Raw genomic sequence first — 26,986 nt, 5'->3', positions numbered from 1 at the left:
CGCTTTTTTTGTCCCCAGTTCCCCGATTTCGACACCCCCCGCATTCGAAAGCCAACGACGGATTTCACCCATGACCGCCCTCGCCCCCGACACATCCGCGAAGCCCCCCCGATTGTCCGCCGCCTGGCGCACGGAGCTGGTGCAGTTGTTCCGCCTGGCAGCACCCATCGTCGCGACCCAGATCGCCTGGGTCGCCATGCTGACCACGGACACGGCCATGATCGGCCGCCTGGGGCCGGAACCCCTGGCCGGCGCATCGTTGAGCATGATGGTCTTTTTCATCGGCTATATCGTCTGCGTCGGCGTGACGATGTCCACGGCGGGGCTGGCCGCGCAGGCCTTCGGCGCCCGGCAGCCGCGCATCGTCCGCCGCGTCATCCGCCAGGGCCTGTGGGTCGCCATCCTGTTGGTGACACCCTGCGTCGCGGCCTTTTCCCATACGGGGGCCTTGCTCGCCTGGACGGGGCAGCCGCCGGAAGCCCTGCCCCATGCCGAGGCCTATATGAGCACCCTGATGTGGTGCCTGCCCGCCGGCATCGTCTTTACCGTGCTGCGCAACTTCGTCGCCGCCCTGGGCCGGCCCATGGCGGCGCTTTGGGTCATGCTGGCCGGGGTGCCGCTCAACGCGCTATTGGATTACGGCCTGATCTTCGGAAATTTCGGCCTGCCGCGCCTGGAACTGGTGGGGGCCGGGATCGCCACGACGGCGGTCAACATTCTGATGGTGCTCGCCCTGGCCGCGGTCATCCAGTGGCGGCGGCCGTTCAATAAGTATCAGTTGTTCGTCCGCTTCTGGCGCCCGGACTGGCGCATCTTCCGCCAGATCTTCCGCATCGGCGCCCCGATCGCCGCGATTTCGGTGATGGAGGCCGGGTTCTTCATCGGCGCCGTGTTCGTGATCGGACAGTTCGGCGCCGTCGCCATCGCCGCCCATATGATCGCCATGCAGATGCCGCACATCACCTTCATGGTGCCCATGGGGTTGAGCCAGGCCGCGACCGTGCGCGTCGGCCATGCCGCCGGGCGGCGGGACGTGGCCGGCGCCTACCGCGCCGGATGGTCGGCCATGGCCGTGGCCATGCTGTTCGCCATGGTGATGACGGGCGTGATCGTGACCGTTCCCGAACCCTTCGCCGGCCTGTTCCTGGACACGGCCCGCGCCGACGCGGCCGAGGTCCTGAGCCTTGCCGCCGCCCTGTTGATGCTGGCCGCCATGTTCCAGATCGTCGACGCCCTGCAAGCGGTGGCGGCGGGGGCGTTGCGCGGCCTCAACGACACGGCTTTTCCCATGGTCATCGCCGGGGTCAGCTATTGGGGATTGGGCGCCGGGTCGGCGGTCTGGCTCGCCTTCGGGGCGGGGTTCGAGACACGGGGAATCTGGATCGGCTTCGTGATCGGCCTGACGGCGGCGGCGGTGTTGCTGACCCGGCGGTTCAAAAACCGCCAGAACCAGGCCTATCTGCCGGAGATCATCAGGGAAGAGGCGTCACCCGCCCCCATCTTATGATCAATACATGGTGGTCAGGACGTCCTTGAGGCGCTTCATTTCCTCGAGTGCGCGGCCCGTGCCGAGCACGACGCAGGACAAGGGATCGTCGGCGATGGACACGGGCAGGCCCGTGTCGTGGCGCAGGACCAGATCGAGATTGCCGAGGAGCGCGCCGCCGCCGGTCAGGACGATGCCCTTGTCGACGATGTCGGCGGCCAGTTCGGGGGCCGTGTGCTCGAGCGCGACCTTCACGGCCTCAATGATGGCGCCGACCGGCTCGGCCAGGCTTTCGGCGATTTCCCGCTGCGAGATGACCAGTTCCTTGGGCACCCCGTTCATCAGGTCGCGGCCCTTGATTTCCATGGTCTGGCCTTCGCCGTCTTCCGGCGCGCAGGCGGAACCGATGTCTTCCTTGATGCGGGCGGCGGAGCCTTCGCCGACCAGCAGGTTATGGTTGCGGCGGATATAGGCGATGATCGCCTCGTCCATCTTGTCGCCGCCGACGCGGACGGACCGCGCATAGACGATGCCGCCGAGCGACAGCACGGCGACTTCCGTCGTGCCGCCGCCGATGTCGACGACCATGGAGCCCGTGGGCTCGGTCACCGGCAGGCCGGCGCCGATCGCGGCGGCCATCGGTTCCTCGATCAGGAACACCTTGCGGGCCCCCGCGCTTTCCGCCGATTCCTGGATCGCGCGGCGCTCGACGGCGGTGGAGCCGGAGGGCACGCAGACGATGACCAGCGGGCTCGCGAAGGAGCGCCGGTTGTGAACCTTGCGGATGAAGTATTTGATCATCTCCTCCGCCACTTCGAAGTCGGCGATGACGCCGTCGCGAAGCGGACGGATGGCGCGGATGTTGCCGGGCGTTCGGCCGAGCATCTGCTTGGCCTCCTCGCCGACGGCAAGCACGTGTTTCTTGCCCTTGACCTCGGCGATGGCGACCACCGAGGGCTCGTTCAGGACGATGCCCTTGCCTTTGACATAAACCAGCGTGTTGGCCGTGCCCAGATCGATGGCCATGTCCGCGGAAAGAAACCCGAAAAGTCGCGAGAACATGAAGCGTTCAGCCTTGTCTCTGTGTCATGGGAACCCCGGGGCGAACCCCTGAAACGGCGGGGCGGGGGTCCGATGAATGTATCCCTCGGTACCGGCCCGGATTGGGGTCCCGGGCCACGATATATGGGTGCAGGGGACAACGTCCCCTGCACCATATTGGGTCTTTTAACGGAAAGATTCGGCCGTTTAAAGGGCCAATCTTGGGTATTACGAAGGCGGCCCCGACCTAGGCGGACATCGCCTCGGGCGCCTTTTTCTCCCTTTTGGTCAACAACTTGTTGAGCGCGTTCACATATGCCTTGACCGACGCGACCATGGTGTCGGTGTCGGCGGCCGCCCCCTGGGCCGTGCGCTCGCCGTCGTCGTCGAGCCGCACGGTCACTTCCGCCTGGGCGTCCGTGCCCTGGGTCACCGCATGGACCTGATACAATTGCAGGCGCGCAGCATGGGGAAACAGGGTCTTGATGCAGTTGAAGGCGGCGTCCACGGGCCCGTCGCCGGTGCCCTCGCAGGACTGCGCCTTGCCGTCGATTTCCAGCTCCATGGCCGCCTTGGGCGGGCGGTGCACGGTGCCGCACTGGATTTCCAGGCTGATCAGCTTGATGCGGTCGTTGACCCGGGTTTCCTCGTCGACCAGGGCCACCAGGTCCTCGTCGAACACGTCCTTTTTCAGATCGGCCAGATCCTTGAAACGCTTGAAGGCCTCGTTGAGCGCGTTGTCGCCCAGCTTGTAGCCCATTTCCTCCAGCTTGGTCTTGAAGGCGTTGCGCCCGGAATGCTTGCCCAGCACGATCTTGGACTTGGTCAGGCCGACGCTTTCCGGCGTCATGATCTCATAGGTCTGGGCGTTCTTCAGCATGCCGTCCTGGTGGATGCCCGATTCATGGGCGAAGGCGTTGGCGCCGACGATGGCCTTGTTGGGCTGCACCGGGAAGCCGGTGACCGACGACACCATGCGCGACGCGCGGGTAATATGCGTGGCGTCGATGTTGGTGGTGAACGGCATGGCGTCCTGGCGGGTTTTCAGCGCCATGACGACTTCTTCCATGGAGCAGTTGCCCGCCCGCTCGCCCAGGCCGTTGATGGTGCATTCGACCTGACGCGCCCCCGCGACCACGGCGGCCAGGGAATTGGCCACGGCCAAGCCCAGGTCGTTGTGGCAATGGACCGAGAACACGGCCTGATCCGAATTCGGCACGTTCTCGATCAGGTTCCTGATCAGGGCCGCGTATTCCTCGGGCACCGCATAACCGACCGTATCCGGGATGTTGATGGTCGACGCCCCGGCCTTGATCGCCGCCTCGACGCAGCGGCACAGGAATTCGAATTCCGAGCGCGATCCGTCCTCGGCCGACCATTCGACGTCGTCGATCAGGTTGCGGGCCGTGGTCACGCTTTCGGTGATGCGCGCCAGGACCTGGTCCGGCTCCATCTGCAATTTGTACTGCATGTGCAGGGGGCTGGTGGCGATGAAGGTGTGGATGCGTCCGCGCTCGGCGTGCTTCACGGCGGCACCGGCGCGCTCGATATCGCCCCGGGTGGCGCGGGCCAGCCCGGCGATGGTCGAATTGCGGATCGTCTTGGCGATTTCCGAGACGGCCTCGAAATCGCCGTCCGACGCGATGGGGAAACCGGCCTCGATGACGTCGACGCCCATGTCCTCCAGCACCTTGGCGATGCGGAGTTTCTCTTCCAGGTTCATGGACGCCCCCGGCGACTGCTCGCCGTCGCGCAAGGTGGTGTCGAAGATGATGACCTGGTTGGGGTCGCGTTCGGTAACGATGGTCATTGGTCTGGTCCTTCCGAAATCTCTTTGGGCCGCCCTCGGATGGGAAATTTGGGGTCCGGCCCGCCTGACAGGGTCGCTTGCTCGTCAATCCCCTGAGCGTTCGCGGTCCCTTGGTCGGGATGGACTCGGTTTTTTGGTTCAAAAAGCCGGAATGGTCCCTGGTATCCGCTGCGCCGCTCAGGGGCGAATAAGTCGAAGCCCCAGAAGGTCGATGGTGAGCAGCTGTAGCGGAAGAAGAATGCGCGCAGGCAGCGTCGCCGGGCCGGCATCGCTGCCCCCGGTAATCCGCTGTTCGATGGTCATGTCCTGCGTCTGCATCGGTCTGTTCCAGCCGCCTGTCGGTTCCTAAAAGAATACGAGGACAGGCTTAACGATGAATAAATGTCGGTTCGGCCTCAGATGTCAAGCGGTTCAAGATATTCTTGGTGATACCCACGCAAAGCATCGCCCGCTTCGAACCTCCTTCACTTGTTCTTTGGATTTTTCCAGTTCTTTCGCGATTTCAATGTCACTCAAACCGCTCAAAATCATCTTTTTTATTTTGCTGATTTCCAAAGGCAGCATTGCTGTGCCGGCTGTTGGCGGCCGATATTCATCCAGGCCATTCATATTAGAGGCCGGTTGGCCATCCAATTTCTTCTCTGAGCTCATCTTCAACCTCAACTGGGTTCAAAGACGGGCTCCCAAACACCACGGCTAAAGTTGCCATCAATCGAGCGGCAGCATATAAGTTTGTCGTGGACTTTCGAGAGTCCGCAGTTTCATACGAAAGAGGCTCAGCGCTGGTCGGCAAAATCGGTGCTGGGCCTTTTTTTCGTTCTCACGTCAAAGGCAACTCACTCCTTCAATTTCCAATTTCCGTCTTCACTCAACACGATTTTCCCTAACTTTTTATACCTACTCAAATATGCACGCGCGGTATTTTGGGTAATTCCATAACAACAATTCATAATTTCCTTGACTAAATATCGCCCAGTCAAGCCATTTGGGCGTGATTTATATAATTTAGTTTGTATTTTATAGAATCCCTTATGAAAATTCTCATTCTTAAGGTTAATTTTTTCATCATTAAGCAGCGTGTTTTCTTTTGAAAATAAGCTCGCAACTGAATGAACTGCTTGTATTCTTCTATCTAATTCAGATTTCTTTTCCCATAAAAAATCTATTCTTCTCTTAAGCGGAGCAGGAACCGAGCCCCGTTTAGCCGATGCAGACTCAATCTCCGCCTCAATCTGATGCCGCTTCTTCAGTAGGTCGGACATTTGCCGAGTAAATTCATCGGCTTGGTAGCGTGGAAGGTCAACGGTCTGAGCCATGATGCGACCCTAGCAGACTGTTGCGGAAAATTCAAATTTTGTCATGAGCCAAAAAACGATACGTATGTTAATTTTAACTTATTGTTTTTAAACAAAATTTTAAATTGACAATCAAATCATAATACTTTATAGGAACATAGTTCCTATAAAGTATTATGAATTTTTACCTATTATCTGAGGATTTATCTTGCGCCAGTTCTAAATTAATGCGCTCCATTGAAAATGCCGATCTTTCCCGAAGTCCACCTCGCCGCCGCCGATCCCGCCACGCTGCGCGTCTACCGCAACCTGATGACCGCCGCGGGGTCCGGCTCCCCGGCCCTGATCTTCCGCCATATGGCGACATATCCGGGCCTGCTGGACTGGATCTGGGCCGCCGTCGGCGCCGACGTGGAGGCCGGATGGCCGGGTGCGGCCGTGTGGCGGATCGTCGCCGACCAGGGCGCCGTGCCCCTGCCCGCCTTCACGGCGGAAGAATTGGCCCGGGCGGGCCTGGACGCCGCCGCGCGGGCGACCGTTGGCCACATGCTGACCAGCTACAACCGCATGAACCCGGTCAATCTGATCGCCGTGGGGGCGGCACGGGCACTGATCGCGGGCGACGACCTGCCGCCGCCGGCCCGGCCCTTTTCCGAAGCGCCGTCGATGCCCCCCGCCCCGCCGCCGGACCTGCCCCGGCCCCTGAAGCTGGCGGGCCTGGACGCGGGCCTGCAGGCCGCCATCGCGGGCATCTGCCGCACCATCCCCAAGGCCGAGATCGCGGGCGCGCCCGTGGACGTGACGCCGACCATGTACCTGCATTTCGCCCATTGGCCCGATTTCATGCATCGGGTGGCGGGAAGGCTCGACGCGTCCCTGACCGAGATCGACGCCGCGACCCATGCCTTCGCGGATGCCTGCAAACCCCTGATCGGCCAGTTGCTGGCCAAGGCCCGGGCGCGCAACCCGGGACCGCCGCCGGTGGACGATCCCCGGCCGCTGCTCGCGGTCATGGACACCTTCGCCTACGTGATCCCGCATATGGTGGTGGTCGGCGCGGCGCTGGAGACGGCGTTGGCGGACTGATCCGCCGGGCTGTCCTCAGGGACAGGTTTCCATGGTGCGATAGAAGTCGGTCAGGGTCTTTCCCGTCTCGGGTCGGAAAGCCGACCCGGCATCCTCCATGCCCTCGATCCGGTCCAGGCGGAACACGCGGAAATCGTTGCGCAGCTCGCACCAGGCGACCAGGGTCCAGACCTTGCCCCAGAACCACAGGCCCAGAGGCCGCACGACGCGGGCCGTGGCGGCGCCCTCGGCATCGCGGTAGCTGAGGGTCAGCCGCCGCCGCGCCTCGACGGCACGATCGACGGCATCCAGCCGATCCTGCACCTCGGGCGTCATTTCCTCGGCGATGGCATGAATCTGCACGCCCCGGGCGCGGGTGCGTTCGGCGTCAGGCAGCACCGCGTCGATCTTGAGAAGCGCCTCCTCGGCGGCGCGGGCCATCGCCGCCCCGCCCCAGGCGCGGATCAGACGCGCCCCCGCGACCAGGGCGACGATTTCGTCGCGGGAAAACATGAGCGGCGGGATGTCGAAGCCTTCGCGCATCAGATAGCCGACGCCCGCCGCCCCGTCGATGGGGACACCCGTCGACTGGAGATCCGCGATGTCGCGGTAGATGGTGCGCTCCGACACCTCCAGCCGGCCGGCCAGGGACGCGGCCGTGACGAGCCGACCGCCGCGCAGATACTGGACGATCTGAAACAAGCGGTCGGCGCGTCTCATGTCATGCTTCCTATCTGGTGAACAGGCCGATGGAATTGCCGTCGGGATCCTGACAGTAGAAGAACATCCCGTCGGGAATCTCCAGGACGCCGGAAACCACCTTGCCGCCGGCCTTCTCGACGCGGGTCCGCGCGGCGGCCAGGGCGCCTGGACAGGCGAGATGGATGGTCGAGCCGGTGCCTTCGGGCGCGGGCTTCCCTGGATAGAGATGGCCCGCAACGCCCATCTTGTCGGCGGTCGGCAGGACCGCCATGGGGTTGGGGCCGCCGTCATCGAGGGTCAGCTCCGTTTCCAGGATGGCGCTGTAGAAGGCGATCGAGCGCGCCATGTCGGTGACCGGAATTTCGGCCCAGACGACCATGTTTTGCGGGGTGTGGGACATTGCGATGAACTCCTTGTTCGATTTGCGAATGCCCGACCATCGCACAGGGCTCCTGACACCGTTTTGTCAGGAGTGGGCCGCCCCCGGCAACGAAAAAGGGCGCTCCTATCGGAGCGCCCTTTCCATTCGATCCGCAGCAGGACCGGATTACTTCTTGGTCGTGGCGACCAGCTTGTTCTCGGACAGCCAGGGCATCAGGCCGCGCAGCTTGGCGCCCACTTCCTCGATCGGATGTTCGGCCCACAGGCGGCGTTCGGCCTTGAACTGCGGCTGGCCGGCCTTGCACTCGAGCATCCAATCCTTCACGAACTTGCCGGTCTGGATGTCGGTCAGCACGTCCTTCATGCGCGCCTTGACACCGGCGTCGATGACCCGCGGGCCGGAGACGTAGTCGCCCCATTCGGCCGTGTTGGAGACGGAATAGCGCATGTCGGCCAGGCCGCCTTCGTAGATCAGGTCGACGATCAGCTTCACTTCGTGGCAGCACTCGAAATAGGCCATTTCCGGGGCGTAGCCCGCTTCGACCAGGGTTTCGTAACCGGCGCGGATCAGCGAGGTCAGACCGCCGCAGAGCACGGCCTGTTCGCCGAACAGATCGGTTTCGCATTCCTCGCGGAAGGTGGTTTCGATGATGCCCGAACGCCCCGCACCCAGGCCGGAAGCATAGGACAGAGCGACTTCCAGCGCGTTGCCGGACGCGTTCTGGTGAACGGCGACGAGCGACGGCACGCCGGCACCACGCAGGTATTCGGAGCGCACGGTATGGCCCGGGCCCTTCGGCGCGATCATGAACACGTCCATGTCGGCGCGCGGCTCGATCAAGCCGAAGTGCACGTTCAGGCCATGCGCGAAGGCCAGCGCGGTGCCTTCGCGCATGTTGTCCTTCAGGTGGTCGTTGTAGAGGTCGGCCTGACCTTCGTCCGGGGACAGGATCATGATGAGATCCGCCCACTTGGCCGCGTCGGCGGCGGTCATGACCTTGAAGCCGTCGCCTTCCGCCGTCTTGGCGCTGGCCGAGCCGGGACGCAGGGCCACGGCGACTTCCTTGACGCCCGAGTCCCGAAGGTTCAGCGCATGGGCGTGGCCCTGGCTGCCGTAGCCGACGATGGCCACCTTCTTGGATTTCACCAGGTTCACGTCGGCGTCGCGATCGTAATAGACACGCATTTCTAAAATTCTCCGATCAGTCGTTCTTAAGTGTTTTCAGGTGGTGTGTTTCAGATGGGCTTGTTGCCGCGCGAGATGGCGGCCGCACCCGTGCGCGAGACCTCGGCAAGGCCCAGCGGCTGCATCAGCTCGATGAAGGCGTCGATCTTGGAGGCGGCGCCGACGATTTCGAACACGAAGGAATTGTTGGAGCTGTCGACGGCGCGGGCCCGGAAGATATCGGCGATGCGCAGGGACTCGACCCGCTTCTCGCCCTTGCCGACAACCTTGACCAGGGCCAGTTCGCGTTCCACATGGGCCCCTTCCAGGGTCAGGTCCGCGACCTTGTGCACCGGCACCAGACGGCCCAGCTGCGCCTTGATCTGTTCGATGATCATGGGCGTGCCCGAAGTCACGACGGTAATCCGCGACTGCCCCTTGACGTGGTCGGTCTCGGCCACGGTCAGGCTTTCGATATTATAGCCGCGTCCGGAAAACAGGCCGATGACACGGGCCAGCACGCCCGGTTCGTTATCGACCAGGACGGCGATGGTATGCCGGTTCACTTCCTTGGAAGGCTCGCTCACGTCTTGGGAACTCCCAGAAATCGCCGCCGCGGAAACGGCGGCGGCCCTTGTTTTAGCCGCGTTGTCCCGGTTGTCAACTCACGCTGTCATCCGGGCGCGGCGGGATAAATCAGACCAGCACCATGCCCTGTTCGGAAATCGGCTTCTCGGCCTTGTCGTTCGGGCCCAGAAGCATCTCGTTATGGGCCGCGCCCGAGGGGATCATGGGGAAGCAGTTTTCCAGCTTGTCGATGGCGATATCGGCGATCACGGGCCGGTCGATCTCGATCATTTCCTTGATCACGTCGTCCAGCTGGCTCGCCTTGGTCGCGCGCAGGCCGACGGCGTGGAAACTTTCCGCCAGCTTCACGAAGTCGGGCAGGCTTTCCATGTAGCTTTCGGAATAGCGCCCGCCGTGCAGCAGTTCCTGCCACTGGCGCACCATGCCCATGTATTCGTTGTTCAGGATGAACACCTTCACCGGCAGGCGATACTGCACGATGGTCGACATTTCCTGAATGTTCATCAGGGTCGAGGCTTCGCCCGCGATATCGACAACCAGGGCCTTGGGGTGGGCGATCTGCACGCCCATGGCGGCCGGCAGGCCGTAGCCCATGGTGCCGAGACCGCCCGAGGTCATCCAATGGTTCGGCTTGTCGAAGTTGTAGTACTGGGCCGCCCACATCTGGTGCTGGCCGACCTCGGTGGTGATGAAGGTCTCGCGCCCCTGGGTCAGCTCGAACAGCCGCCGGATGGCGTGCTGCGGCTTGATGGTGTCGCCCTTCTGCTGGAACGCCAGGCACTTCTTCGCGCGCCATTGGTCGATCTGGCCCCACCACTTCTTCAAGGCCGCCTGATCCTGCTTGGGCTTCAAGGCCTTCCACTTCTTGATCATGTCGGCGAGCACGCTGCCCACGTCGCCGACGATGGGCACGTCCACGGGCACGTTCTTGTTGATCGACGACGGGTCGATGTCGATATGGACCTTCTTGGACCCCGGCGAGAAGGCGTCGAGCCGGCCGGTGATGCGGTCGTCAAACCGCGCGCCGACGCAGATCATGACGTCGCAGCCGTGCATGGCCAGATTGGCCTCGTAGGTGCCGTGCATGCCGAGCATGCCGACGAACTGTTTGTCGGAGGCCGGATAGGCCCCCAGGCCCATCAGCGTCAGCGTGCAGGGCGCGCCCGACAGCTTGACCAGGTCGTTCAGCAGCTTGGACGCCTTGGGCCCGGAATTGATGACGCCGCCGCCGGCATAGATGATCGGCTTCTTGGCGCCCGCCAGCAGGCGCACGGCCTCGGCGATGGCGCTCTGGTCGCCCTTGACGCGGGGGCTGTATTTTTCGGCCGGCGCCGTGCCCGCCTCCTGGTACGCGCCCATGGCCATGATCACGTCCTTGGGCAGGTCGATGACGACCGGGCCCGGGCGGCCGGACCGCGCCACGTGGAACGCTTCATGGACCACGGCGGCCAGGTCGTTGACGTCCTTCACCAGGTAGTTGTGCTTGGTGCAGGGGCGCGTGATCCCCGTGGTGTCGCATTCCTGAAAGGCGTCGTTGCCGATCAGATGCGTCGGCACCTGCCCGGTCAGACAGACGATGGGGATGGAATCCATCAACGCGTCGGTCAGGCCGGTCACCGCGTTGGTCGCGCCCGGCCCGGACGTCACCAGGACGACGCCGACCTTGCCGGTCGAACGCGCATAGCCTTCGGCCGCGTGCACGGCCCCGCCTTCCTGACGGACCAGGATATGGCGGATCTGGTTCTGCTTGAAAATGGCGTCGTAGAGCGGCAATACGGCACCGCCCGGATATCCGAAGATTTCGGTGACGCCTTGCTCTTTCAGGGCCTCGATCACGATCTCGGCGCCCTGCATCTTCTTCCTGGCCATCGTTCAGTCCTCGTACTTTTTCCTCAGTCGCCGGCGCGGACATCCGTCCGCTTGGCTTTCGCGCTGACCGCGCGGCGCCCACTTGGGCTTGCCTCGGCGATCAATGATCGCCTCGGGTATATCGAAAATGTCCCAGTCCGCATGCCGCGCAAACACAGTCGCACGTCACAAAAACCCCAGCGGAACCGGGGCCCGCCGGGGAGCCACGGAACTTAATGAAGGTCATTTGGGGGGTCAACCATTAAAATGCAATAAACGGCAAGTTTTTTCCGCTTATTGCGAAATAATATTTCAATAAATTTTCATCGACCGGCGGATTTCCGCCACGCCCGCATGCCGCGCCTATTTAATCGTCTGAACAATCTGGCTGGCGCAGCGCAGAAACCGGACCCGGGCTTCCATCAGATTGACGTATTTCTCCAATTCCTTCCCCGACAGGATGACGCCCTTCTTCTGCAATTCGATGGGCTTTCCCGAAGCCTCCAGGTCCTGCACGTTCTTCAGGCGCTCGACCCAGGTTTCCAGGTACTCGCCCCAGTTTCCCCGGTGCACGAACCGCACGTAACGCAGCACCCGTTTGATGGAATTGTTGTTCCAGTGTTCGCTGACCGGCAATTCGCCGCAGGCCTCGACGATCTTGTGTTCGGGCGATCCGTCGAGGACCTGCCCGTCGCCATTGGCGCCCGCCGCCGAGCCGGCGGGGGACGCGGCTTGCGATGCCGGGGCGGCATCCGTCAGCACGACGCTCGACCCGCCGGCCTGGGCCGCCGCATTGGCCGTCGCCGCCTCGGCGGCTGCCCGGGCTGTGGCCGTATCCGCGTTGCGCAGGACCTGGGCCGCCGATTGTTCGGCGCGCAGAACCGCGGGGTCCTCTTCGTCGGGAATCAGGAAAATCCCGCCCAGGACGATGACCAGAAAGGCCACTGCGGGCCCCCATGTCAGGGGCGAGCGGTACCAGGGCATGGCGTCGACGGCGACCGGCTTGGGCAGGTTGCGGGCGTTGGGGTCTTCCATGACCGGCGCCATGGTGCGGATGTTCTTGATCCGCAGCACCAGTTCCTTGGCGTCGAACGGCTTGGTCACGTAATCGACCTGCATCAGCCCGATGGCGTGGCGGCGGGTGTCCGTATCGGTAACCGCAGTCGCGAAGATGATCGGCAGGGTCGACGTGCGGCGCAGGGTGCGCGCGAAATCGACGCCGTTGCCGTCAGGCAGCATGATGTCGAGCACGATGACGTCGAAATTCGCCCCGTCCAGGGCCGCGAACATCTCGGCGCCGGTTTCGGCCTCGGTGACGTCGTAGTCCTCCGCCTCGAGGACAGCCTTGAGGAACGACCGGATCATGGGGTCGTCCTCGACGATCAGAATACTGGGATTGGACTCGGACACGCGATGCCGTCGGTTGTTGTGGTCGGTAGGGTCTTCTTGCTGCGGGCCCCCGGCGCGCCCGTGTTCAGCAAGCTGCTGTGTAGAGGAAAGAGATGGCAGAAAAAAGACAACCCTCTCCAAACAGGAGAATCTCCCCCGAGCCTTACACGTTCCTGACAGTGATGAATTTTTTTAATTTTGTAGAATGGCGAGAACGTCGGCGGCGGCCACCGCGCCCCCCCGGTCAAGGGTCAAGTCCGGCGCAAGCTGATGGCGGAACCAGGTGAGTTGGCGTTTGGCGTAGTTCCGCGTCGCCTGCCGCGCCTTGTCCGCCGCTTGGTCCAGGGTCGTCTCGCCCTGGATCACCGCCCCCAACTCGCGCACGCCGACGGCGCGCAGGGCCGGCAGCGACGGGTCCAGACCCCGCGCCAGCAAGGCCCGCACCTCGTCCATGGCACCCGCGCCGAGCATCGCCGAGAAGCGCGCGTCGCAGGCGGCATAAAGGGCATCGCGCGGCGGCAGGACCAGGACCGTCGTGAATTGGGCGGCCAGTGCCGGGCCGGCGGGGGCTTCGTTCTGCCAGTCGGCCAGGGTGCGCCCCGTCGCCCGCGCCACGGCGTAGGCCCGGATCAGGCGCTGACGGTCGCCCGGCGGCAGGGTCGCCGCCGCACCGGGATCGCGTTCCGCCAGAATCTCGGCGAACGCGGCGCCACCGAGCGTGTCGTAAAGCGCCGTCGCCTCGGCCGTCGCCGCCGCCGAGACCTCGGGGACGGGGGCCAGGCCTTCGGTCAGGGCCTTCAGATACATGCCCGTGCCGCCGACCAGGATGGGCAGGCGGCCCGCCGCCCGCGCCGCCCCGATCTCGGCCACGGCCATGTCCAGCCAGCGTCCGACGGAACAGCGTTCCTCCGCCCCCAGAACACCGAACAGGCGGTGCGGCACGCGGGCTTCGTCCGCCGCGTCGGGCCGCGCCGTCAGCACGCGGAGGTCGCGGTAGACCTGCATGCTGTCGGCATTGATGATCCAACCGCCCAGACGGTCCGCCAGTTCCAGCGCCAGCCCCGACTTGCCGCCCGCCGTCGGCCCGGTGACGATCAAAACGGATGTCGCGGACTCTTCATCCCGCGGGGGCTTTTCAGGGGCCTGAAAATCGGTCACTTTCCCTCCCGCTGTCGCTCAACCGTTGCCGGATCGGACATTTCATGGAATTCGTCGTTACGCTGATCGCCGCCCCGGGCGATGAACTGGATGCCGGCATTGTCGCCGAGGCGGCGGCCCGGCTCAATGCCCTGGGCGCCGAAACGGGCCGGGCCGACTGGCTGGCCGACGGATTGGCCTGCGATCTGGGCTTCGACGGCCTGTCCGCGGACCAGGCCGACGCCGCCGTGCGCATGAGTCTGGACGGCGCGCCCATCGACGTGATCGCCCAACCGGCGGAGAGCCGGCGCAAGAAGTTGCTGATCGCCGACATGGATTCGACCATCGTCACTTCGGAAACCCTGACCGACGTCGCCGAAGCCGCCGGCAAGGCCGACGTGATCGCCGCCATCACCGACCGCGTCATGCGGGGCGAACTGAATTTCGAGGACTCCTTGCGCGAACGGGTGGCCATGCTGGAAGGGCTGTCGGAGACGGCCCTGGAGACCGCCTATGGCGCGATCGAGGTGTCGCCGGGCGCCGAGACCCTGGTCCGCACCATGGCGGCCTCGGGGGCGACGACGGCGCTGGTGTCGGGCGGATTCACCTATTTCACGTCGCGCATCGCGGCGCGGCTCGGTTTCCACATCAACATGGCCAACGACTTCATCATCGAAGGCGGCAAGCTGACCGGCCGGGTCACGGAGCCGATCCTGGGCCGCACGTCGAAATACGACGCCCTGGTCAAACTGGCGATGCAGAACGGCCTGAGCCTGGCCGATGCCGCGGCGATCGGCGACGGCGCCAACGACCTGGAAATGATCCAGGCGGCGGGGCTTGGCTGCGCCTACCGGGGCAAGCCGATCCTGCGCGACGCGGCCAGGGTCAAGCTCGATCACGCCGACCTGACGGGGCTGCTGTATGCCCAGGGGTTCCGCCAAGATCAATTCGTCACGGCATCCGCGTAAACAGAAAACGGCGCCCGAAGGCGCCGTTTCCAATTCGATCATTACGGCCCGGGCCTAGCTTTTGCCCAGCCGGATGGCCACGAAGCGCAGGCCGTTCTGCCCCTGCACCAGCAGCAACACCGACTTGCGGCCGGCGTCGCGGGCTTCCTTGACCTTGCGCACCACGTCGTCGGGCGTGCCGACCTCTTCCTGGCCGACCTCGACGATCAGATCGCCGGGGCGCACGCCCTTCTCCGCCGCCGGGCCCGCGTTCAGCACGTCGGTCACCAACACGCCCTTGGCGTCGCCTTCAAGCTTGAATTTCTGCACCGCGTCGTCGGTGATGACCGACAGGCTCAGGCCCAGATCCTCGACCACCTGGGGCTTGGCGTCGGCGCCGGCCCCCTTGTCGGTACGCTCGGCGACCTGCTGTTCCTGTTCCTGCAGTTCGCCGACCTTGACCTTGAGGTCGATCTTCTTGTTCTCGCGCCAGACTTCGACCGGCACGTCGACGCCCACTTCCGTGTCGGCGACGATGCGCGGCAGCTTGCGCATGTCGGGCACCTTGCGCTTGTTGAAGGTCAGGATCACGTCGCCGCGTTGGATCTTGCCCTTGGCGGCGGGGCCGTCCTCGACCACCTGGGCGACGAGGGCCCCGGTCGGTTCCTTCAGGCCCAGGCTTTCGGCGACTTCCGGCGTGACCTGCTGGATATGAACGCCGAGCCAGCCGCGCTTGACCTGACCATGCTTGATCAACTGGGAGATCACCGGCTTGGCCGTGGACATGGGCACGGCGAAGCCGATGCCGACGCTGCCGCCGGACGGCGAGAAGATGGCCGTGTTGATGCCGATGACCTGGCCGTCCAGGTTGAACAGCGGACCGCCCGAGTTGCCCCGGTTGATGGAGGCGTCGGTCTGGATGAAGTTGTCGTAGGGGCCGGCGGAAATGTCGCGGCCGCGGGCAGAGATGATGCCCGCCGTGACCGTGCCGCCCAGGCCGAACGGATTGCCGATGGCGACGACCCAGTCGCCGACGCGGGATTTCTCCGAATCGCCGAACGAGATGGCATGGTACTTCTGGCCCTTGAGATCGACCTTCAACACCGCGATGTCCGTCTTCTGGTCACGGCCGACGACCGTGGCCTTCAGGCGCGTGTCGTCTTGCAGGATGACCTCGATCTCGTCGGCGTCCTGAATCACGTGGTTGTTGGTGATCACATGGCCGGCGTCGTCGATGATGAAGCCGGAGCCCAGGGACGTGGCCTTGCGGGCCTGGGGCTTGCCGCCATTGGGCTGGCCGCGGTCGAAGAATTCCTTGAAGAAGTCCTCGAAGGGAGAGCCGGGCGGAAGCTGCGGCATTTCGAAACCGCGGCTTTCGATGACCTGGGTCGTCGAGATGTTGACCACGGAGGGCAGCAGCTTTTCGGCCAGGTCGGCGAAGCTTTCAGGGGCCGGGCGCGCCTGCGCCGCGGTCGTCATGATCATGAAGGCAGCCAGCGCGAGCGCCGCGGCGAAGGCGCCGAGACCGGCCATTCGCAGAGGAGAGCGGTCGTCGGCGGCCACGATGGGCGCGTCCTGTCTGGAGAGACGAATCTGGTTCATCTTAACACCTAGTCCTTCCGTCACATGCGGGATCATGCCGGCTGGGATCATGCCACGGACCCCGCAAAGATTAAACAGTGTGCAATCGGGAACCCAGGACCGGGCGCCCTTTGGAATGCCCCTGATATGGTCAGGGAATATGGCCGTAGAATGGCCCTGCCCCGGTATGTTTTGGGCAATCGCGGCCTGCTTCCGACGTAATTTCCGGCCGCGGCCGCCCCTACCCCCGGACGGCCCAGACAACGATCACGCCGGCAACCGCCGCCCCCAATCCCGCCAGACGCAAGGCCCCCGGCGGCATTTCCTGCATTTGGGACATCACCCGCTGCATGCCGTCGGGGAACAGTGCGTAGATCGCGCCCTCGATGACCAGGACGAGCCCCAGCGCCGTGTAGAAGTCATTCATCAGGTTCCGGCCCCGCTCTGCCGGACGGCGCCCGGGCCCGCATCAGCGGGCGCGGGTGGTGCCGTCCTTAAGCGCGTTGAAGAACTGGAACAACTCCGAATTGGGGCTGAGAACCATGGACGTGCCCTCATTCAAGGCGGCGCCCAGGGCATCCAGGGAGCGGTAGAAGTCGAAGAACTCCGCATCCTTGCCGTAGGCTCCGTTGAGGATACGCGTCCGTTCGCCATCGCCTTCACCACGAAGGATTTCCGACTTGCGCCGGGCTTCCGCCAGGATGATGACCTTGTCACGTTCGGCTTCTGCCTGAATCCGGGTCTTCTGCTCCTCACCCTTGGCGCGCAGTTCCGCGGCCTCGGCGATACGGTCGGAGCGCATGCGGTTGAACACCGCCTGCGACGTGGCGTCGGGCAGGTCCGTGCGGCCGATGCGGATGTCGATGACCTCGACCCCGAATTCAGGCGCCTGGGCACGCATCAGGTTGGCGACGCGGTCCATGATCTGGGCACGCTTATCCGTCAACATGTCGGGCAGCAGGATCTTGCCGATTTCCGAGCGGATGCCGGCGTTGAGACGCCCGCCGAAGACCTGGCGGAAGTTGGCGTCGGTGCCGGCGCGTTTACGGAATTCAAGCGGATCGACGATGCGGTAACGCGCGAAGGCGTCCACGTTGATGCGCTTCTGGTCGGCCAGGATGACTTCCTGCACCGGCGGATCCAGATCGAGGATACGCCGGTCGTAGTATTCCACGTTCTGGACGAACGGCAGCTTGACCTTGAGGCCCGGCGTCCGTTCGACATGCACGGGATTACCGAACTGCAGGACCAGAGCCTGCTGGTCCTGACGCACGGTGTACAGGGCGCTGAAAGCGCAGAGCCCGGAAACGGCGACGATCACCGCCAGGATGAAGAGACCTGGGCGTTTCATTTCGCACCTCCACTGGATTTGCGCAGTTCATTGAGCGGCAGATACGGCACGACCTTGGAACCCTCGGCCCCTTGATCAAGGATGATTTTGTCGGCTTTCGACAGAACCTCCTCCATGCGCTCCAGATACAGCCGCCGCTTGGTCACGTCCTTGTTGGTCAGATAGGCGTTGTAGACCGAGAGGAAGCGTTCAGCTTCACCCTGGGCGTCCTTGATGACCCGTTCCTTGTAGGCCGTCGCCTCGGCGATCAGTTTCTCCGCCTCACCCTTGGCCCGCGGCACGATGTCGTTGCGGAAGGCAACGGCTTCGTTGACGGACCGTTCCTGGTCCTGGCGGGCACGCTGCACGTCGTTGAAGGCGTCGATGACTTCCTTGGGCGGATCCGCCTTCTGCATCTTCAGTTCGGCGACGGCGATACCGGCGCCATAGCTGTCGAGGATGCGCTGCAACAGGTCGCGGGTCTTGGCTTCGACGCCGGCGCGGTTCTTGGTGATCGCCTCTTCCAGGGTCGACTGGCCGACGATCTCGCGCATGGCGCTTTCCGCCGCCACCTTGATGGTGATTTCCGGATCGCGAATGTTGAACAGGTAGTCGGCGGCGTTCTTGATGCGCCACTGCACGATGAAGTCGATGTCGGCGATGTTCTGGTCGCCGGTCAGCATCATGCTTTCCAGCGTGACATCCCGCCCGCCGGTGCCTCGGCCGACATTGCCGGGACCGCGGAATCCGATGTTGATGGTGTTGGTGTTTTCAACATCGACCTTGATGACTTCGCCGATCGGGCTCGGGAACCAGAAGTTAAGGCCCGGTCCCGTGCGCTTGACGAATTCGCCGAACAGCAGTTCCACGCCCTGTTGGCCGGGCTGGATGCGGTAGGGCACGGTCAGCCCCACCCACAACGCCGCGGCGATCAACAGACCGATCACCACGCCCTTGGCGCCGCCGGCGCCGCCGGGCATGAATTTCTTCATGCTGTCCTGGCTTTTCCTGAGCAATTCCTCGATATCGGGCGGGGTCGGTCCACCGCCACGGGGTCCGCCGCCACCGCCGCCCCATGGGCCGCCGCCGCCTCCGCCGCCCCCCCAGGGGCCGCCGCCTTGTGGTTTCCAGGCCATGTTCCGGGATTACCTCTCTGTTCTTAATGTTATCGGCACCCGTTTGGGCACCCCGTTTCCTGCCATCCAGGCCTTGCATTCCGCAACCTAGACGCCATTTGCTTATCGTCCCGCGCCCGCGGGTAACAGGTCCGCCTAGTGAAGCACGGACTTGCATCAACACCCGCCGATGGGGCATTAACCCGGACGCAGGGCGAATATCGTCTTATAACCCGGAGATTTCAAGGATGGCGCAGTTGAACCCGCAAACGATCCTGGAGGCCTTGGCCACCGTGACCGACCCGGCCACCGGCCGGAATCTGGTCGAGGCCAAGATGATCCAGGGCCTGCAGGAAAAGGACGGTCACGTGGCGTTCGCCATCGAGATCGACCCCGCCCGCGCCGGCGACATGGAAGAAGTCCGCAAACAGGCGGAAAAGACCGTGCATGCCATGGACGGCGTGCTGACGGTGACTGCCGTGCTGACGGCCGAGAAAAAAGCCGCCGCCAACGCCGCCCCGCCGCCGCCACAGTCAGGCCAGCAGCGGCCCGGCGGGCACGGCCATGGACACCCCGCCCCCCAGGCCGGCGCCGACATGCTGCCCGGCGTGCGTTCGATCATCGCCGTGGCCTCGGGCAAGGGCGGCGTCGGAAAATCGACGACGGCGGCCAATCTGGCGCTCGGCCTGGCCGCCGAGGGCCATTCCGTCGGCCTGCTGGACGCCGACATCTACGGCCCGTCCATGCCAAGAATGATGGGCATCACCGGGCAGCCGGCCTCGGCCGACGGCAAGACCCTGGATCCCATGGAAAACTACGGCATCAAGGTGATGTCCATGGGCTTCCTGGTGGACGAGGAAACGCCGATGATCTGGCGCGGCCCGATGGTGCAATCGGCGCTGGAACAGATGATGCGCGACGTCAATTGGGGCGAGTTGGACGTGCTGGTGGTCGACATGCCGCCGGGCACCGGCGACGCGCAGTTGACCATGGCGCAGCGGGTGCCGCTGACGGGGGCGGTCATCGTCTCCACCCCGCAGGACATCGCCCTTTTGGATGCCCGCAAGGGGCTCAACATGTTCCGCAAGGTCGATGTGCCCGTGTTCGGGATCATCGAGAACATGAGCTATTTTTCCTGCCCGCACTGCGGCGAACGGTCGGAAATCTTCAGCCACGGCGGCGCGCGGCGCGAGGCCGAACGCCTGGGCGTGGATTTCCTGGGCGAGGTGCCGCTGCACATCGACATCCGCACCACCGCCGACGGCGGCCATCCCATCGTGGTCTCCATGCCCGAGGGCGAACACGCGCTGAAATACCGCGAAATCGCCCGCGACGTCTGGGCGCGCATCGAAAAGGCGACGGGTGCGGAGGCCAAGACCGGCCCCAAGATCGTCTTCCAGTAAGCCGGCAATAAAGCCGGCGGGCAGTAAGCCGGCAATAAACCGGCGGGCGCGCAGGCCTTACTGTCCGAACATCTTCTTCAGGTTGTCGAACCCGGCCTGATAGACGTCCTGGATCGCCTTCATGGCGTCGTTTTCCGGCACGCCCGCGGCCTCGAACTCGGACGACCATTCGACGGAACATCCCCCGTCATCGTCATGCACCGTCAGTTCCGCCCGGTAGTTCTTCACCGGCAACGGGCTGTCCTCGATGGTGTAGGAATAGGTGCGCGTCTTGTTGTCGACCTTTTCCAGCTTCTCGATGATCGTGCCGCCGCCCACCAGCGACAGCTTGCGCATCTGTCCCGCGTTCTTCAGTTCGCTCGATTCGACCCCTGGATGCCAGTCCGGCAGGGCATTGAAGTGCCCGATCAGGTTCCACACCTGGTCAGCGGCGACGCTGAGGTCCTGTTTCATGGAAATCTTGGGCATGGGCGTGTCCTCCGTGATCCGTTTCAAGAATCCTTCGCGACCCGATCATACACCACAAAGCTGAAGGCTGGGCCGCCCGGTTGTTCCGGCTCATGATATGCCCGCGCGGTTTCACGCCAATGCGCTGGATCAATTTCCGGAAAGAACGTGTCGCCGGGGACCTCTGCGTGGACCTGACAAATGTCCAGCCGGTCGGCCAACGGCAACGCCTGGTCGAAGATCTCCGCGCCGCCGATCACCATGACCTCGCCGGTGCCGTGAGCCCGGGCGGCGTCGAGCGCCGCATCCAGGGAATGCACGACCTCCACGCCGTCGGCGCGAAAATCCCGGTCGCGGGTAACGACGATGTTGGGCCGCCCCGGCAGAACCCGGCCGATGGACCGGAAGGTCTTGCGACCCATGATCATGGGATGGCCCATGGTCACCGCCTTGAACCGTTTCAGATCCGTGGAAATATGCCAGGGCAGGTCCCCGTCGCGCCCGATGCAGCGGTTTTCCGCCACGGCGACGACAAGCGTGATGCGGGAAGAAGCCGGCGGATCGGACATGGGCGTATCGGACATGGGCGGATCGGTTCCGGGTAAGGGATTGCGGCCCGCCCTGTTTACCGGGAAACCGGCGTCGAGCCTACCCCCCAACGGGCGCCCGACGCCAACGAATGGGCAGTCGCCCACGCCTGAATACAATCATGCACAGAAAAAAGATGTCACAACCACACCCATCTTGCGTGGCTCTGTTAACACTTTCTTTGCTATGATTGCCCAGCGGCACCGGGCACCACGCATCGGAACAATAACCTTCAAGCCGCAGCGTGCTCTGACGATCGAGGCGAGAACCTGGCCATCCAACCAGCCCTGGGGAGCCGTGCCTTGCATATTCGTTATGACGTTCTGAACATCACCGACATCGATCTCGGAGAAGGCCAAGCGGTCCTGGAGTATTGGGACAGGGTGCGCGGCGATGCCTTCGCGCCGGCCTGGTCCCGCCAGTTCAAGCTGACCGATCTTCCCTGCCACATCGTGCCGGGCATGACCGTGGTCGACCGCATCGATGGCGGGCATAATTTCTTCTATCGCTTCTGGGGCACCAACCACATGGCCATGAAGGGGTTCGAGATGACCGGCAAGACGGTCGATCAGACCCCCAACAAGGACATCCAGCGCATCGCCACCCGGCAGTTCGAAACGGTCATTCAGCGCCGCCTGCCGACCGTGTTCCTGTACACCATCGATTATCCCCAGCGTCACCGCCCGTCGGAATTCGTCCTGCGCCTGCCGCTGTCCGACGACGGCGTGACCGTCAACCGCATCGCGACATTCCAGGATCTGACATCGCCGAGTGCGCGGTGGGAACTGATCTTCGCCGATCTGATGCCGGACCGGCCCTGCGGCTGAGCGCAGCGCGGATCAAACGGCGATCGGCGCCTTGATGTGCGGATGTGGGTCGTAACCGCGCAGCTCAAAATCCTCGAACGTGAACGCGAACAAGTCCGTGACCGCCGGATTGATCCACATGGTCGGCAGGGGCCGGGGATCACGGGTCAGTTGCTCGTCGGCCTGGTCCAGGTGGTTCACGTAAAGGTGCGCGTCACCCAGGGTGTGCACGAAGTCGCCGGGCTTCAGGCCCGAAACCTGGGCCACCATCATGGTCAAAAGCGCATAGGACGCGATGTTGAAGGGCACCCCTAAGAAGATGTCGCAGGACCGCTGGTAGAGCTGGCAAGACAGTTTGCCGTCGGCGACGTAGAACTGAAACAGACAGTGACAGGGCGGCAGCGCCATGTGATCGACCTCGGCCACGTTCCAGGCCGACACGATGTGGCGGCGTGAATTGGGGTTTTCGCGGATCGATTTCAGGATATTGGCGATCTGGTCGATGGTCGTGCCGTCCGGGGCCGGCCAGGACCGCCATTGATGGCCGTAAACGGGGCCCAACTCGCCGTTTTCGTCCGCCCATTCGTCCCAGATCGAAACGCCGTGGTCGTTCAGGTACTTGATGTTGGTGTCGCCGGTCAGGAACCACAGAAGTTCGTGGATGATGGATTTCAGGTGCAGCTTCTTGGTGGTCAGGCAGGGAAAGCCCTGCGACAGGTCGAAGCGCATCTGATGGCCGAACACGCTTTGCGTGCCCGTGCCCGTGCGGTCGCCGCGCAGGATGCCGTCGGTCCGCACCCGGCGGAGAAGATCAAGGTACTGCTGCATGGGGCGATGGTACCCATCCCGGCGGCGGAAATACAGCCGTCGTGAAAGCCCCAAGCTTCAGGGCGATTGACGCGGCCCCCGGCCCAGCCCAGGATCAAAGAAAACCCGAATCCGCACACGACCACGCCTTGGGAGGCCCTCCATGTCAGACACAGAAATCATCGCCGCCGGCGAGTTGACGGCGCTTGCCGCCTCCGCCCTTGAACAGACCGGCATGACGTCCGGCGACGCCCAGACCACGGCCCACCATCTGGTGACCATGGACATGATGGGCGTCTCGACCCACGGCGTTCACCGCCTCGACCAGTACGTCGACCGGCTGAAGGCGGGCGCCGTCAAGGCGCGGGCCGAGATCACCGTCGAGGACAAGGCGCCGACCCTGGCCGTGGTCGACGGCGGCGACGGGCAGGGCCAGGTGGTGGGCCAGCGGGCCTTGGACCTGGCCATGGAAAAAGCCAAGGCGAACGGCCTCAGCTTCGTCACCGTGCGCCGGTCCAGCCATTTCGGCGGCACCGCCAGCTATGCCCGCATCGCCGTGGCCGCGGGCCTGGTCCTGCTGTCCGGCACCGGCGCCTCGCCGGCGCTGGCGCCCTTCGGCGGCCGCGACATGAAGGTCGGCAACAACCCCTTCGGCTTCGCCGCGCCCGGGTCCCTCGCCGACCCGGCGAACGGCCCTCTGCCCTTCATCCTGGACATGGCGCAGAGCGTCGCCGCGCGCGGCAAGATGCGCAAACTGCGCGACGCCGGCGAGCCGATGCCGCTCGGCTGGGCGCTTGATGCGGACGGCAATCCGACGACGGACCCGCAGGCCGGCCTCGACGGCTTCATCCAGTTCATGGGCGGGCACAAGGGATACGGCATGGCGTTGATGGTCGACGTGCTGTGCGGGCTGTTGTCCGGCGGCGTGTTCCTGGACGATTCCAAGGACATGTGGAATTCCGACGATCCCCAGCCCCAGGGCACGACCCACTTCTTCCTGGCCCTCGACCCGGCGCGTCTGCTCAATCCCGCCGACTACGACGCGCGCATGGCCGATTTCCGCGGCCGCATCAAATCGACGACGCCGTTTCACGAGGGCGGCAAGGTGTTCATGCCCGGTGAGATCGAACTGACGCTTCTGGCGGAGCGGGAGAAATCGGGCGTTCCGGTGCCGGCCAAGACAATGAAAATTGTCCGCCGCCTTGCGGAAAGCGCCTGACTGCACCATATTAGCCGTGCCGGCTTGCCGGCTACGGTGCTAAACGCCTAGCGGAATAAGCACAGCGGACCCGGGGGCGGTACCCGGCGCCTCCACCACAAGCCGCGTTCGAGGTTTTTTAACGGACATCGGCGCGCGCCACGCGGTTTGTGATGGGGGCGAAATAGGATCGACGCGTGTAATAAAGGCTAGGTTTGTGCTCGGCATGGTACCGCCGATATCGGGCCATTTTGATAAGTGCCAACGACAACACGGAAGCACTTGCTGTCGCGGCCTAACACGCCATAACGACAACGGGGTTCGGGCGGCACCTGGCAACAGAAGCCGCCCACTTCTTTTCCGGCATCCCGTCGCACCACCTGACCCCGTTGAATCTTGATTGATTCAGCCGGGGGTTCGGGCGGCACCTGGCAACAGAAGCCGCCCACTTCTTTTCCGGCATCCCGTCGCACCACCTGAACCCCGTTGAATCTTGGTTGATTCGGCTGGGGGGTTCGGGCGGCACCTGGCAACTCGAGCCCGCCCACTTCTTTCCCGGCCCCGATCCCGCGCCCTCCCCGGCGGCAGCGAAATTTCCCCTACTTAAGCCAAGACTCCCGGCCCCGTTCCCTGCTAAAACCAGGATATGGAAGAAAGCCCGTTGAGATATGACGTCTGGATCGAGGATGCGCTGCGCACCGTGATCCGCAATGCCCTGGCCCACGCCGCGCGCGAAGGTCTGCCGGGCGAACATCACTTCTACATCACCTTCCGCATGGAAGACCCCGGCGTCGTCGTGCCGCCTTACCTGCACGCCCAGCATCCGGAAGAGATGACCATCGTCATCCAGCACCAGTTCGACAACCTGCATGTCGACCAGGACGCCTTCGAAATCACCCTGTTCTTCAAGGGCAAGGGGGAGCGTCTGCGCGTGCCGTTCCGCGCCATCACCGCCTTCTCCGACCCGTCCGTCAACTTCGGCCTACAGCTGAAGATGATCACGACGGACGAAGACGACGACGAGTTGGAAGACGACGGCATCTATGCGGAACAGGAAATTTCCCTGGACGCCTCCAATTCGGACGCGACCGAAGATGACGGCGATGGCAAGATGGGCGAAGTGATCGCGCTCGACACGTTTCGCAAGAAATAGCCCGCTGCATACCCGGGGTCGAACCGACTTCTTAAGACAAAACCTATTCTAGCTTCGAGGACTGCGACGATGACCTTTGAACATCACACGATGTTTCCCCTGGGTCCGGACCAAACCCCCTACAAGAAAATCATGGACGGCGGCGTCAGCACACAGGAAGTGGCCGGCCGCACGGTCTTGACCGTCGAGCCCGAGGCCATCACCGAGCTGACCAAGCAGGCGTTCCATGACATTTCCCACCTGCTGCGCCCGGCCCATCTGGCCCAGTTGCGCAAGATTCTCGACGACCCGGAAGCGTCGGACAACGACCGCTTCGTCGCCCTCGACCTTCTGAAAAACGCCAACATCGCCGCCGGCGGGGTGCTGCCCATGTGTCAGGACACGGGCACGGCCATCGTCATGGGCAAGAAGGGGCAGAACGTGTTCACCGGCTTCGACGACGAGGCGGCGATCGCCGAAGGCGTCATGAAGACCTTCACGGAAACCAACCTGCGCTATTCCCAGGTCACGCCCGTGGACATGTTCACCGAGAAGAACACGGGCAACAACCTGCCGGCGCAGATCGACATCTATGCCGAGCCGGGCGACGCCTACAAGTTCCAGTTCATCGCCAAGGGCGGCGGGTCGGCCAACAAGACCTTCCTGTTCCAGGAAACCAAGGCGCTGCTGAACCCCACCGGCCTGATGAATTTCATGGACGAGAAGATCCGCACCCTCGGCACCGCCGCCTGCCCGCCCTATCACTTGGCGGTGGTGATCGGCGGCACCTCGGCGGAACTGACGCTGAAGACCGTCAAGCTGGCCTCGACCAAATACCTGGACGAACTGCCCACCCAGGGCGGCGAATTCGGCCAGGCGTTCCGCGATCTGGAATGGGAAGAAAAAATCCACGAACTGACCCGCGCCATGGGCATCGGCGCCCAGTTCGGCGGCAAGTACTTCTGCCACGACGTGCGTGTCATCCGCTTGCCGCGCCATGGCGCCAGCTGCCCCGTCGGCATCGGCGTGTCGTGCTCCGCCGACCGCCAGGCCAAAGGCAAGATCACTTCGGACGGCGTGTTCCTGGAGGAACTGGAAGCCAACCCCGCCAAGTACCTGCCTGAGGTCACGGAGGAAGACTTGAAAAGCGAGGTCGTGGCCATCGACCTGAACCGGCCCATGGCCGAGGTGCTGAAGGAACTTTCCAAGCATCCGGTAAAGACCCGGGTCATGCTGTCCGGCTCCCTGATCGTGGCGCGCGACATCGCCCATGCCAAGCTGAAGGAACGGCTCGACGCCGGGGACGGCCTGCCCCAGTACTTCAAGGACCACGGCGTCTATTACGCCGGGCCTGCGAAAACGCCGGAAGGCTATGCCTCGGGCTCGTTCGGGCCGACGACGGCGGGCCGCATGGATTCCTATGTGGAGCAGTTCCAAGCCGCCGGCGGGTCCATGATCATGCTGGCCAAGGGCAATCGGTCACAGCAGGTGACGGACGCCTGCCGCAAGCACGGCGGGTTCTACCTGGGCTCGATCGGCGGCCCGGCGGCGCGCCTGGCGCAGGACTGCATCACCAAGGTCGAGGTCGTCGAATATCCCGAACTGGGCATGGAAGCGATCTGGAAGATCGAGATCAAGGACTTCCCCGCCTTCATCGTCGTCGACGACAAGGGCAACGACTTTTTCGCCGAATTCAAGCGTCCGAAGGCGGCCTGAGCCGCCCGC

The 26,986-nt window shown here is 63.8% G+C and carries 27 protein-coding genes and 1 other RNA gene; 9 read left to right on the top strand and 19 right to left on the bottom strand.

Going from position 1 to position 26,986, the window contains the following annotated elements; genetic code table 11:
• Positions 1-70: 70 nt before the first annotated feature.
• Positions 71-1,507 carry an MATE family efflux transporter gene (locus RJ527_11650; GenBank protein ID WND74695.1) on the top strand — a complete coding sequence of 479 codons (1,437 nt, stop codon included), beginning with the start codon at positions 71-73 and terminating at the stop codon, positions 1,505-1,507.
• Here RJ527_11650 and RJ527_11645 read toward each other — a convergent pair whose 3' ends face one another.
• From RJ527_11645 to RJ527_11625, 5 genes are all read right to left on the bottom strand, one after another.
• Complete coding sequence (locus RJ527_11645; protein ID WND74694.1) at positions 1,508-2,548, bottom strand: rod shape-determining protein; 1,041 nt, start codon at positions 2,546-2,548, stop codon at positions 1,508-1,510.
• A gap of 226 nt (positions 2,549-2,774) precedes the next feature.
• The gene (locus RJ527_11640; GenBank protein ID WND74693.1) at positions 2,775-4,337 is read right to left on the bottom strand and encodes a 2-isopropylmalate synthase; all 1,563 of its coding nucleotides are present in this window, start codon (positions 4,335-4,337) and stop codon (positions 2,775-2,777) included.
• 177 nt (positions 4,338-4,514) lie between these two features.
• Entirely contained in the window at positions 4,515-4,655 is a 141-nt protein-coding gene (locus RJ527_11635; protein WND74692.1) for a hypothetical protein, read from the bottom strand.
• A 93-nt stretch (positions 4,656-4,748) separates the two neighbouring features.
• On the bottom strand, positions 4,749-4,988 hold the full coding sequence (locus RJ527_11630; GenBank protein WND74691.1) for a hypothetical protein: 240 nt from the start codon (positions 4,986-4,988) through the stop codon (positions 4,749-4,751).
• A 185-nt stretch (positions 4,989-5,173) separates the two neighbouring features.
• Complete coding sequence (locus tag RJ527_11625; GenBank protein WND74690.1) at positions 5,174-5,653, bottom strand: hypothetical protein; 480 nt, start codon at positions 5,651-5,653, stop codon at positions 5,174-5,176.
• Positions 5,654-5,875: 222 nt separating this feature from the next.
• Between RJ527_11625 and RJ527_11620 the strand changes: the two genes are divergently transcribed.
• Positions 5,876-6,718, top strand: a complete 843-nt coding sequence (locus RJ527_11620) for a hypothetical protein (protein WND74689.1) — start codon at positions 5,876-5,878, stop codon at positions 6,716-6,718.
• A gap of 15 nt (positions 6,719-6,733) precedes the next feature.
• Here the strand turns inward: RJ527_11620 and RJ527_11615 are convergent, their stop codons facing one another.
• The 7 genes from RJ527_11615 to miaA all read right to left on the bottom strand — a co-directional run bounded on the left by RJ527_11615 (position 6,734) and on the right by miaA (position 13,928).
• Positions 6,734-7,417 carry a YafY family protein gene (locus tag RJ527_11615; protein WND74688.1) on the bottom strand — a complete coding sequence of 228 codons (684 nt, stop codon included), beginning with the start codon at positions 7,415-7,417 and terminating at the stop codon, positions 6,734-6,736.
• A gap of 10 nt (positions 7,418-7,427) precedes the next feature.
• The gene (locus RJ527_11610) at positions 7,428-7,799 is read right to left on the bottom strand and encodes a VOC family protein (GenBank protein ID WND74687.1); all 372 of its coding nucleotides are present in this window, start codon (positions 7,797-7,799) and stop codon (positions 7,428-7,430) included.
• A 147-nt stretch (positions 7,800-7,946) separates the two neighbouring features.
• The gene (gene ilvC / locus RJ527_11605) at positions 7,947-8,966 is read right to left on the bottom strand and encodes a ketol-acid reductoisomerase (GenBank protein ID WND74686.1); all 1,020 of its coding nucleotides are present in this window, start codon (positions 8,964-8,966) and stop codon (positions 7,947-7,949) included.
• 50 nt (positions 8,967-9,016) lie between these two features.
• Positions 9,017-9,532: an acetolactate synthase small subunit gene (gene ilvN, locus RJ527_11600; protein ID WND74685.1), complete on the bottom strand. Its 516-nt coding sequence runs from the start codon at positions 9,530-9,532 to the stop codon at positions 9,017-9,019.
• 109 nt (positions 9,533-9,641) lie between these two features.
• Positions 9,642-11,402, bottom strand: coding sequence for an acetolactate synthase 3 large subunit (locus RJ527_11595; protein ID WND74684.1), 1,761 nt, complete (start codon positions 11,400-11,402; stop codon positions 9,642-9,644).
• Between the two features lie 342 nt (positions 11,403-11,744).
• Positions 11,745-12,791, bottom strand: a complete 1,047-nt coding sequence (locus RJ527_11590; protein ID WND74683.1) for a response regulator transcription factor — start codon at positions 12,789-12,791, stop codon at positions 11,745-11,747.
• Positions 12,792-12,962: 171 nt separating this feature from the next.
• The gene (miaA, locus tag RJ527_11585; protein WND74682.1) at positions 12,963-13,928 is read right to left on the bottom strand and encodes a tRNA (adenosine(37)-N6)-dimethylallyltransferase MiaA; all 966 of its coding nucleotides are present in this window, start codon (positions 13,926-13,928) and stop codon (positions 12,963-12,965) included.
• Positions 13,929-13,972: 44 nt separating this feature from the next.
• Between miaA and serB the strand changes: the two genes are divergently transcribed.
• Complete coding sequence (gene serB / locus RJ527_11580) at positions 13,973-14,875, top strand: phosphoserine phosphatase SerB (GenBank protein WND74681.1); 903 nt, start codon at positions 13,973-13,975, stop codon at positions 14,873-14,875.
• Between the two features lie 54 nt (positions 14,876-14,929).
• Here the strand turns inward: serB and RJ527_11575 are convergent, their stop codons facing one another.
• The 4 genes from RJ527_11575 to hflK form a co-directional block, all read right to left on the bottom strand.
• The gene (locus RJ527_11575) at positions 14,930-16,456 is read right to left on the bottom strand and encodes a Do family serine endopeptidase (GenBank protein WND74680.1); all 1,527 of its coding nucleotides are present in this window, start codon (positions 16,454-16,456) and stop codon (positions 14,930-14,932) included.
• 220 nt (positions 16,457-16,676) lie between these two features.
• Positions 16,677-16,862: a DUF2065 domain-containing protein gene (locus tag RJ527_11570; GenBank protein WND74679.1), complete on the bottom strand. Its 186-nt coding sequence runs from the start codon at positions 16,860-16,862 to the stop codon at positions 16,677-16,679.
• A 42-nt stretch (positions 16,863-16,904) separates the two neighbouring features.
• Positions 16,905-17,786 (bottom strand): protease modulator HflC, encoded by an 882-nt coding sequence (locus tag RJ527_11565; protein WND74678.1) that lies wholly within the window; start codon positions 17,784-17,786, stop codon positions 16,905-16,907.
• A complete protein-coding gene (hflK, locus tag RJ527_11560; GenBank protein WND74677.1) occupies positions 17,783-18,901 on the bottom strand; it encodes an FtsH protease activity modulator HflK in 1,119 nt (372 codons plus the stop codon). The genes RJ527_11565 and hflK overlap by 4 nt, the downstream gene beginning before the upstream one ends.
• Positions 18,902-19,128: 227 nt before the next feature.
• On the opposite strand from hflK, the gene apbC reads away from it, so the two are divergent.
• The gene (apbC, locus tag RJ527_11555) at positions 19,129-20,283 is read left to right on the top strand and encodes an iron-sulfur cluster carrier protein ApbC (protein WND74676.1); all 1,155 of its coding nucleotides are present in this window, start codon (positions 19,129-19,131) and stop codon (positions 20,281-20,283) included.
• Between the two features lie 57 nt (positions 20,284-20,340).
• Here apbC and RJ527_11550 read toward each other — a convergent pair whose 3' ends face one another.
• On the bottom strand, positions 20,341-20,778 hold the full coding sequence (locus tag RJ527_11550; GenBank protein ID WND74675.1) for an SRPBCC family protein: 438 nt from the start codon (positions 20,776-20,778) through the stop codon (positions 20,341-20,343).
• Complete coding sequence (locus RJ527_11545) at positions 20,775-21,314, bottom strand: dihydrofolate reductase (protein ID WND74674.1); 540 nt, start codon at positions 21,312-21,314, stop codon at positions 20,775-20,777. Before RJ527_11545 ends, RJ527_11550 begins: the two co-directional genes overlap by 4 nt.
• A 306-nt stretch (positions 21,315-21,620) precedes the next feature.
• On the opposite strand from RJ527_11545, the gene RJ527_11540 reads away from it, so the two are divergent.
• Positions 21,621-22,145 (top strand): hypothetical protein, encoded by a 525-nt coding sequence (locus RJ527_11540; protein ID WND74673.1) that lies wholly within the window; start codon positions 21,621-21,623, stop codon positions 22,143-22,145.
• Between the two features lie 12 nt (positions 22,146-22,157).
• On the opposite strand, the gene RJ527_11535 is transcribed toward RJ527_11540, so the two are convergent.
• Positions 22,158-22,952 carry a thymidylate synthase gene (locus tag RJ527_11535; protein ID WND74672.1) on the bottom strand — a complete coding sequence of 265 codons (795 nt, stop codon included), beginning with the start codon at positions 22,950-22,952 and terminating at the stop codon, positions 22,158-22,160.
• A gap of 142 nt (positions 22,953-23,094) precedes the next feature.
• Between RJ527_11535 and RJ527_11530 the strand changes: the two genes are divergently transcribed.
• The 4 genes from RJ527_11530 to RJ527_11515 all read left to right on the top strand — a co-directional run bounded on the left by RJ527_11530 (position 23,095) and on the right by RJ527_11515 (position 26,977).
• Positions 23,095-24,150, top strand: coding sequence for an Ldh family oxidoreductase (locus RJ527_11530; GenBank protein WND74671.1), 1,056 nt, complete (start codon positions 23,095-23,097; stop codon positions 24,148-24,150).
• Positions 24,130-24,483, top strand: a transfer-messenger RNA (tmRNA) gene (ssrA, locus tag RJ527_11525). The genes RJ527_11530 and ssrA overlap by 21 nt, the downstream gene beginning before the upstream one ends.
• 307 nt (positions 24,484-24,790) lie before the next feature.
• Entirely contained in the window at positions 24,791-25,282 is a 492-nt protein-coding gene (locus RJ527_11520) for a ClpXP protease specificity-enhancing factor SspB (protein WND74670.1), read from the top strand.
• Positions 25,283-25,351: 69 nt separating this feature from the next.
• Complete coding sequence (locus RJ527_11515; GenBank protein ID WND74669.1) at positions 25,352-26,977, top strand: fumarate hydratase; 1,626 nt, start codon at positions 25,352-25,354, stop codon at positions 26,975-26,977.
• The last annotated feature ends 9 nt before the right edge of the window (positions 26,978-26,986 follow it).

This window comes from Thalassospiraceae bacterium LMO-SO8 (assembly GCA_031655335.1).
GTDB lineage: Bacteria > Pseudomonadota > Alphaproteobacteria > Rhodospirillales > Casp-alpha2 > UBA1479.
Note: the sequence above shows the minus strand (reverse complement) of the source record. Positions and strands in the feature narration are given on the sequence as shown.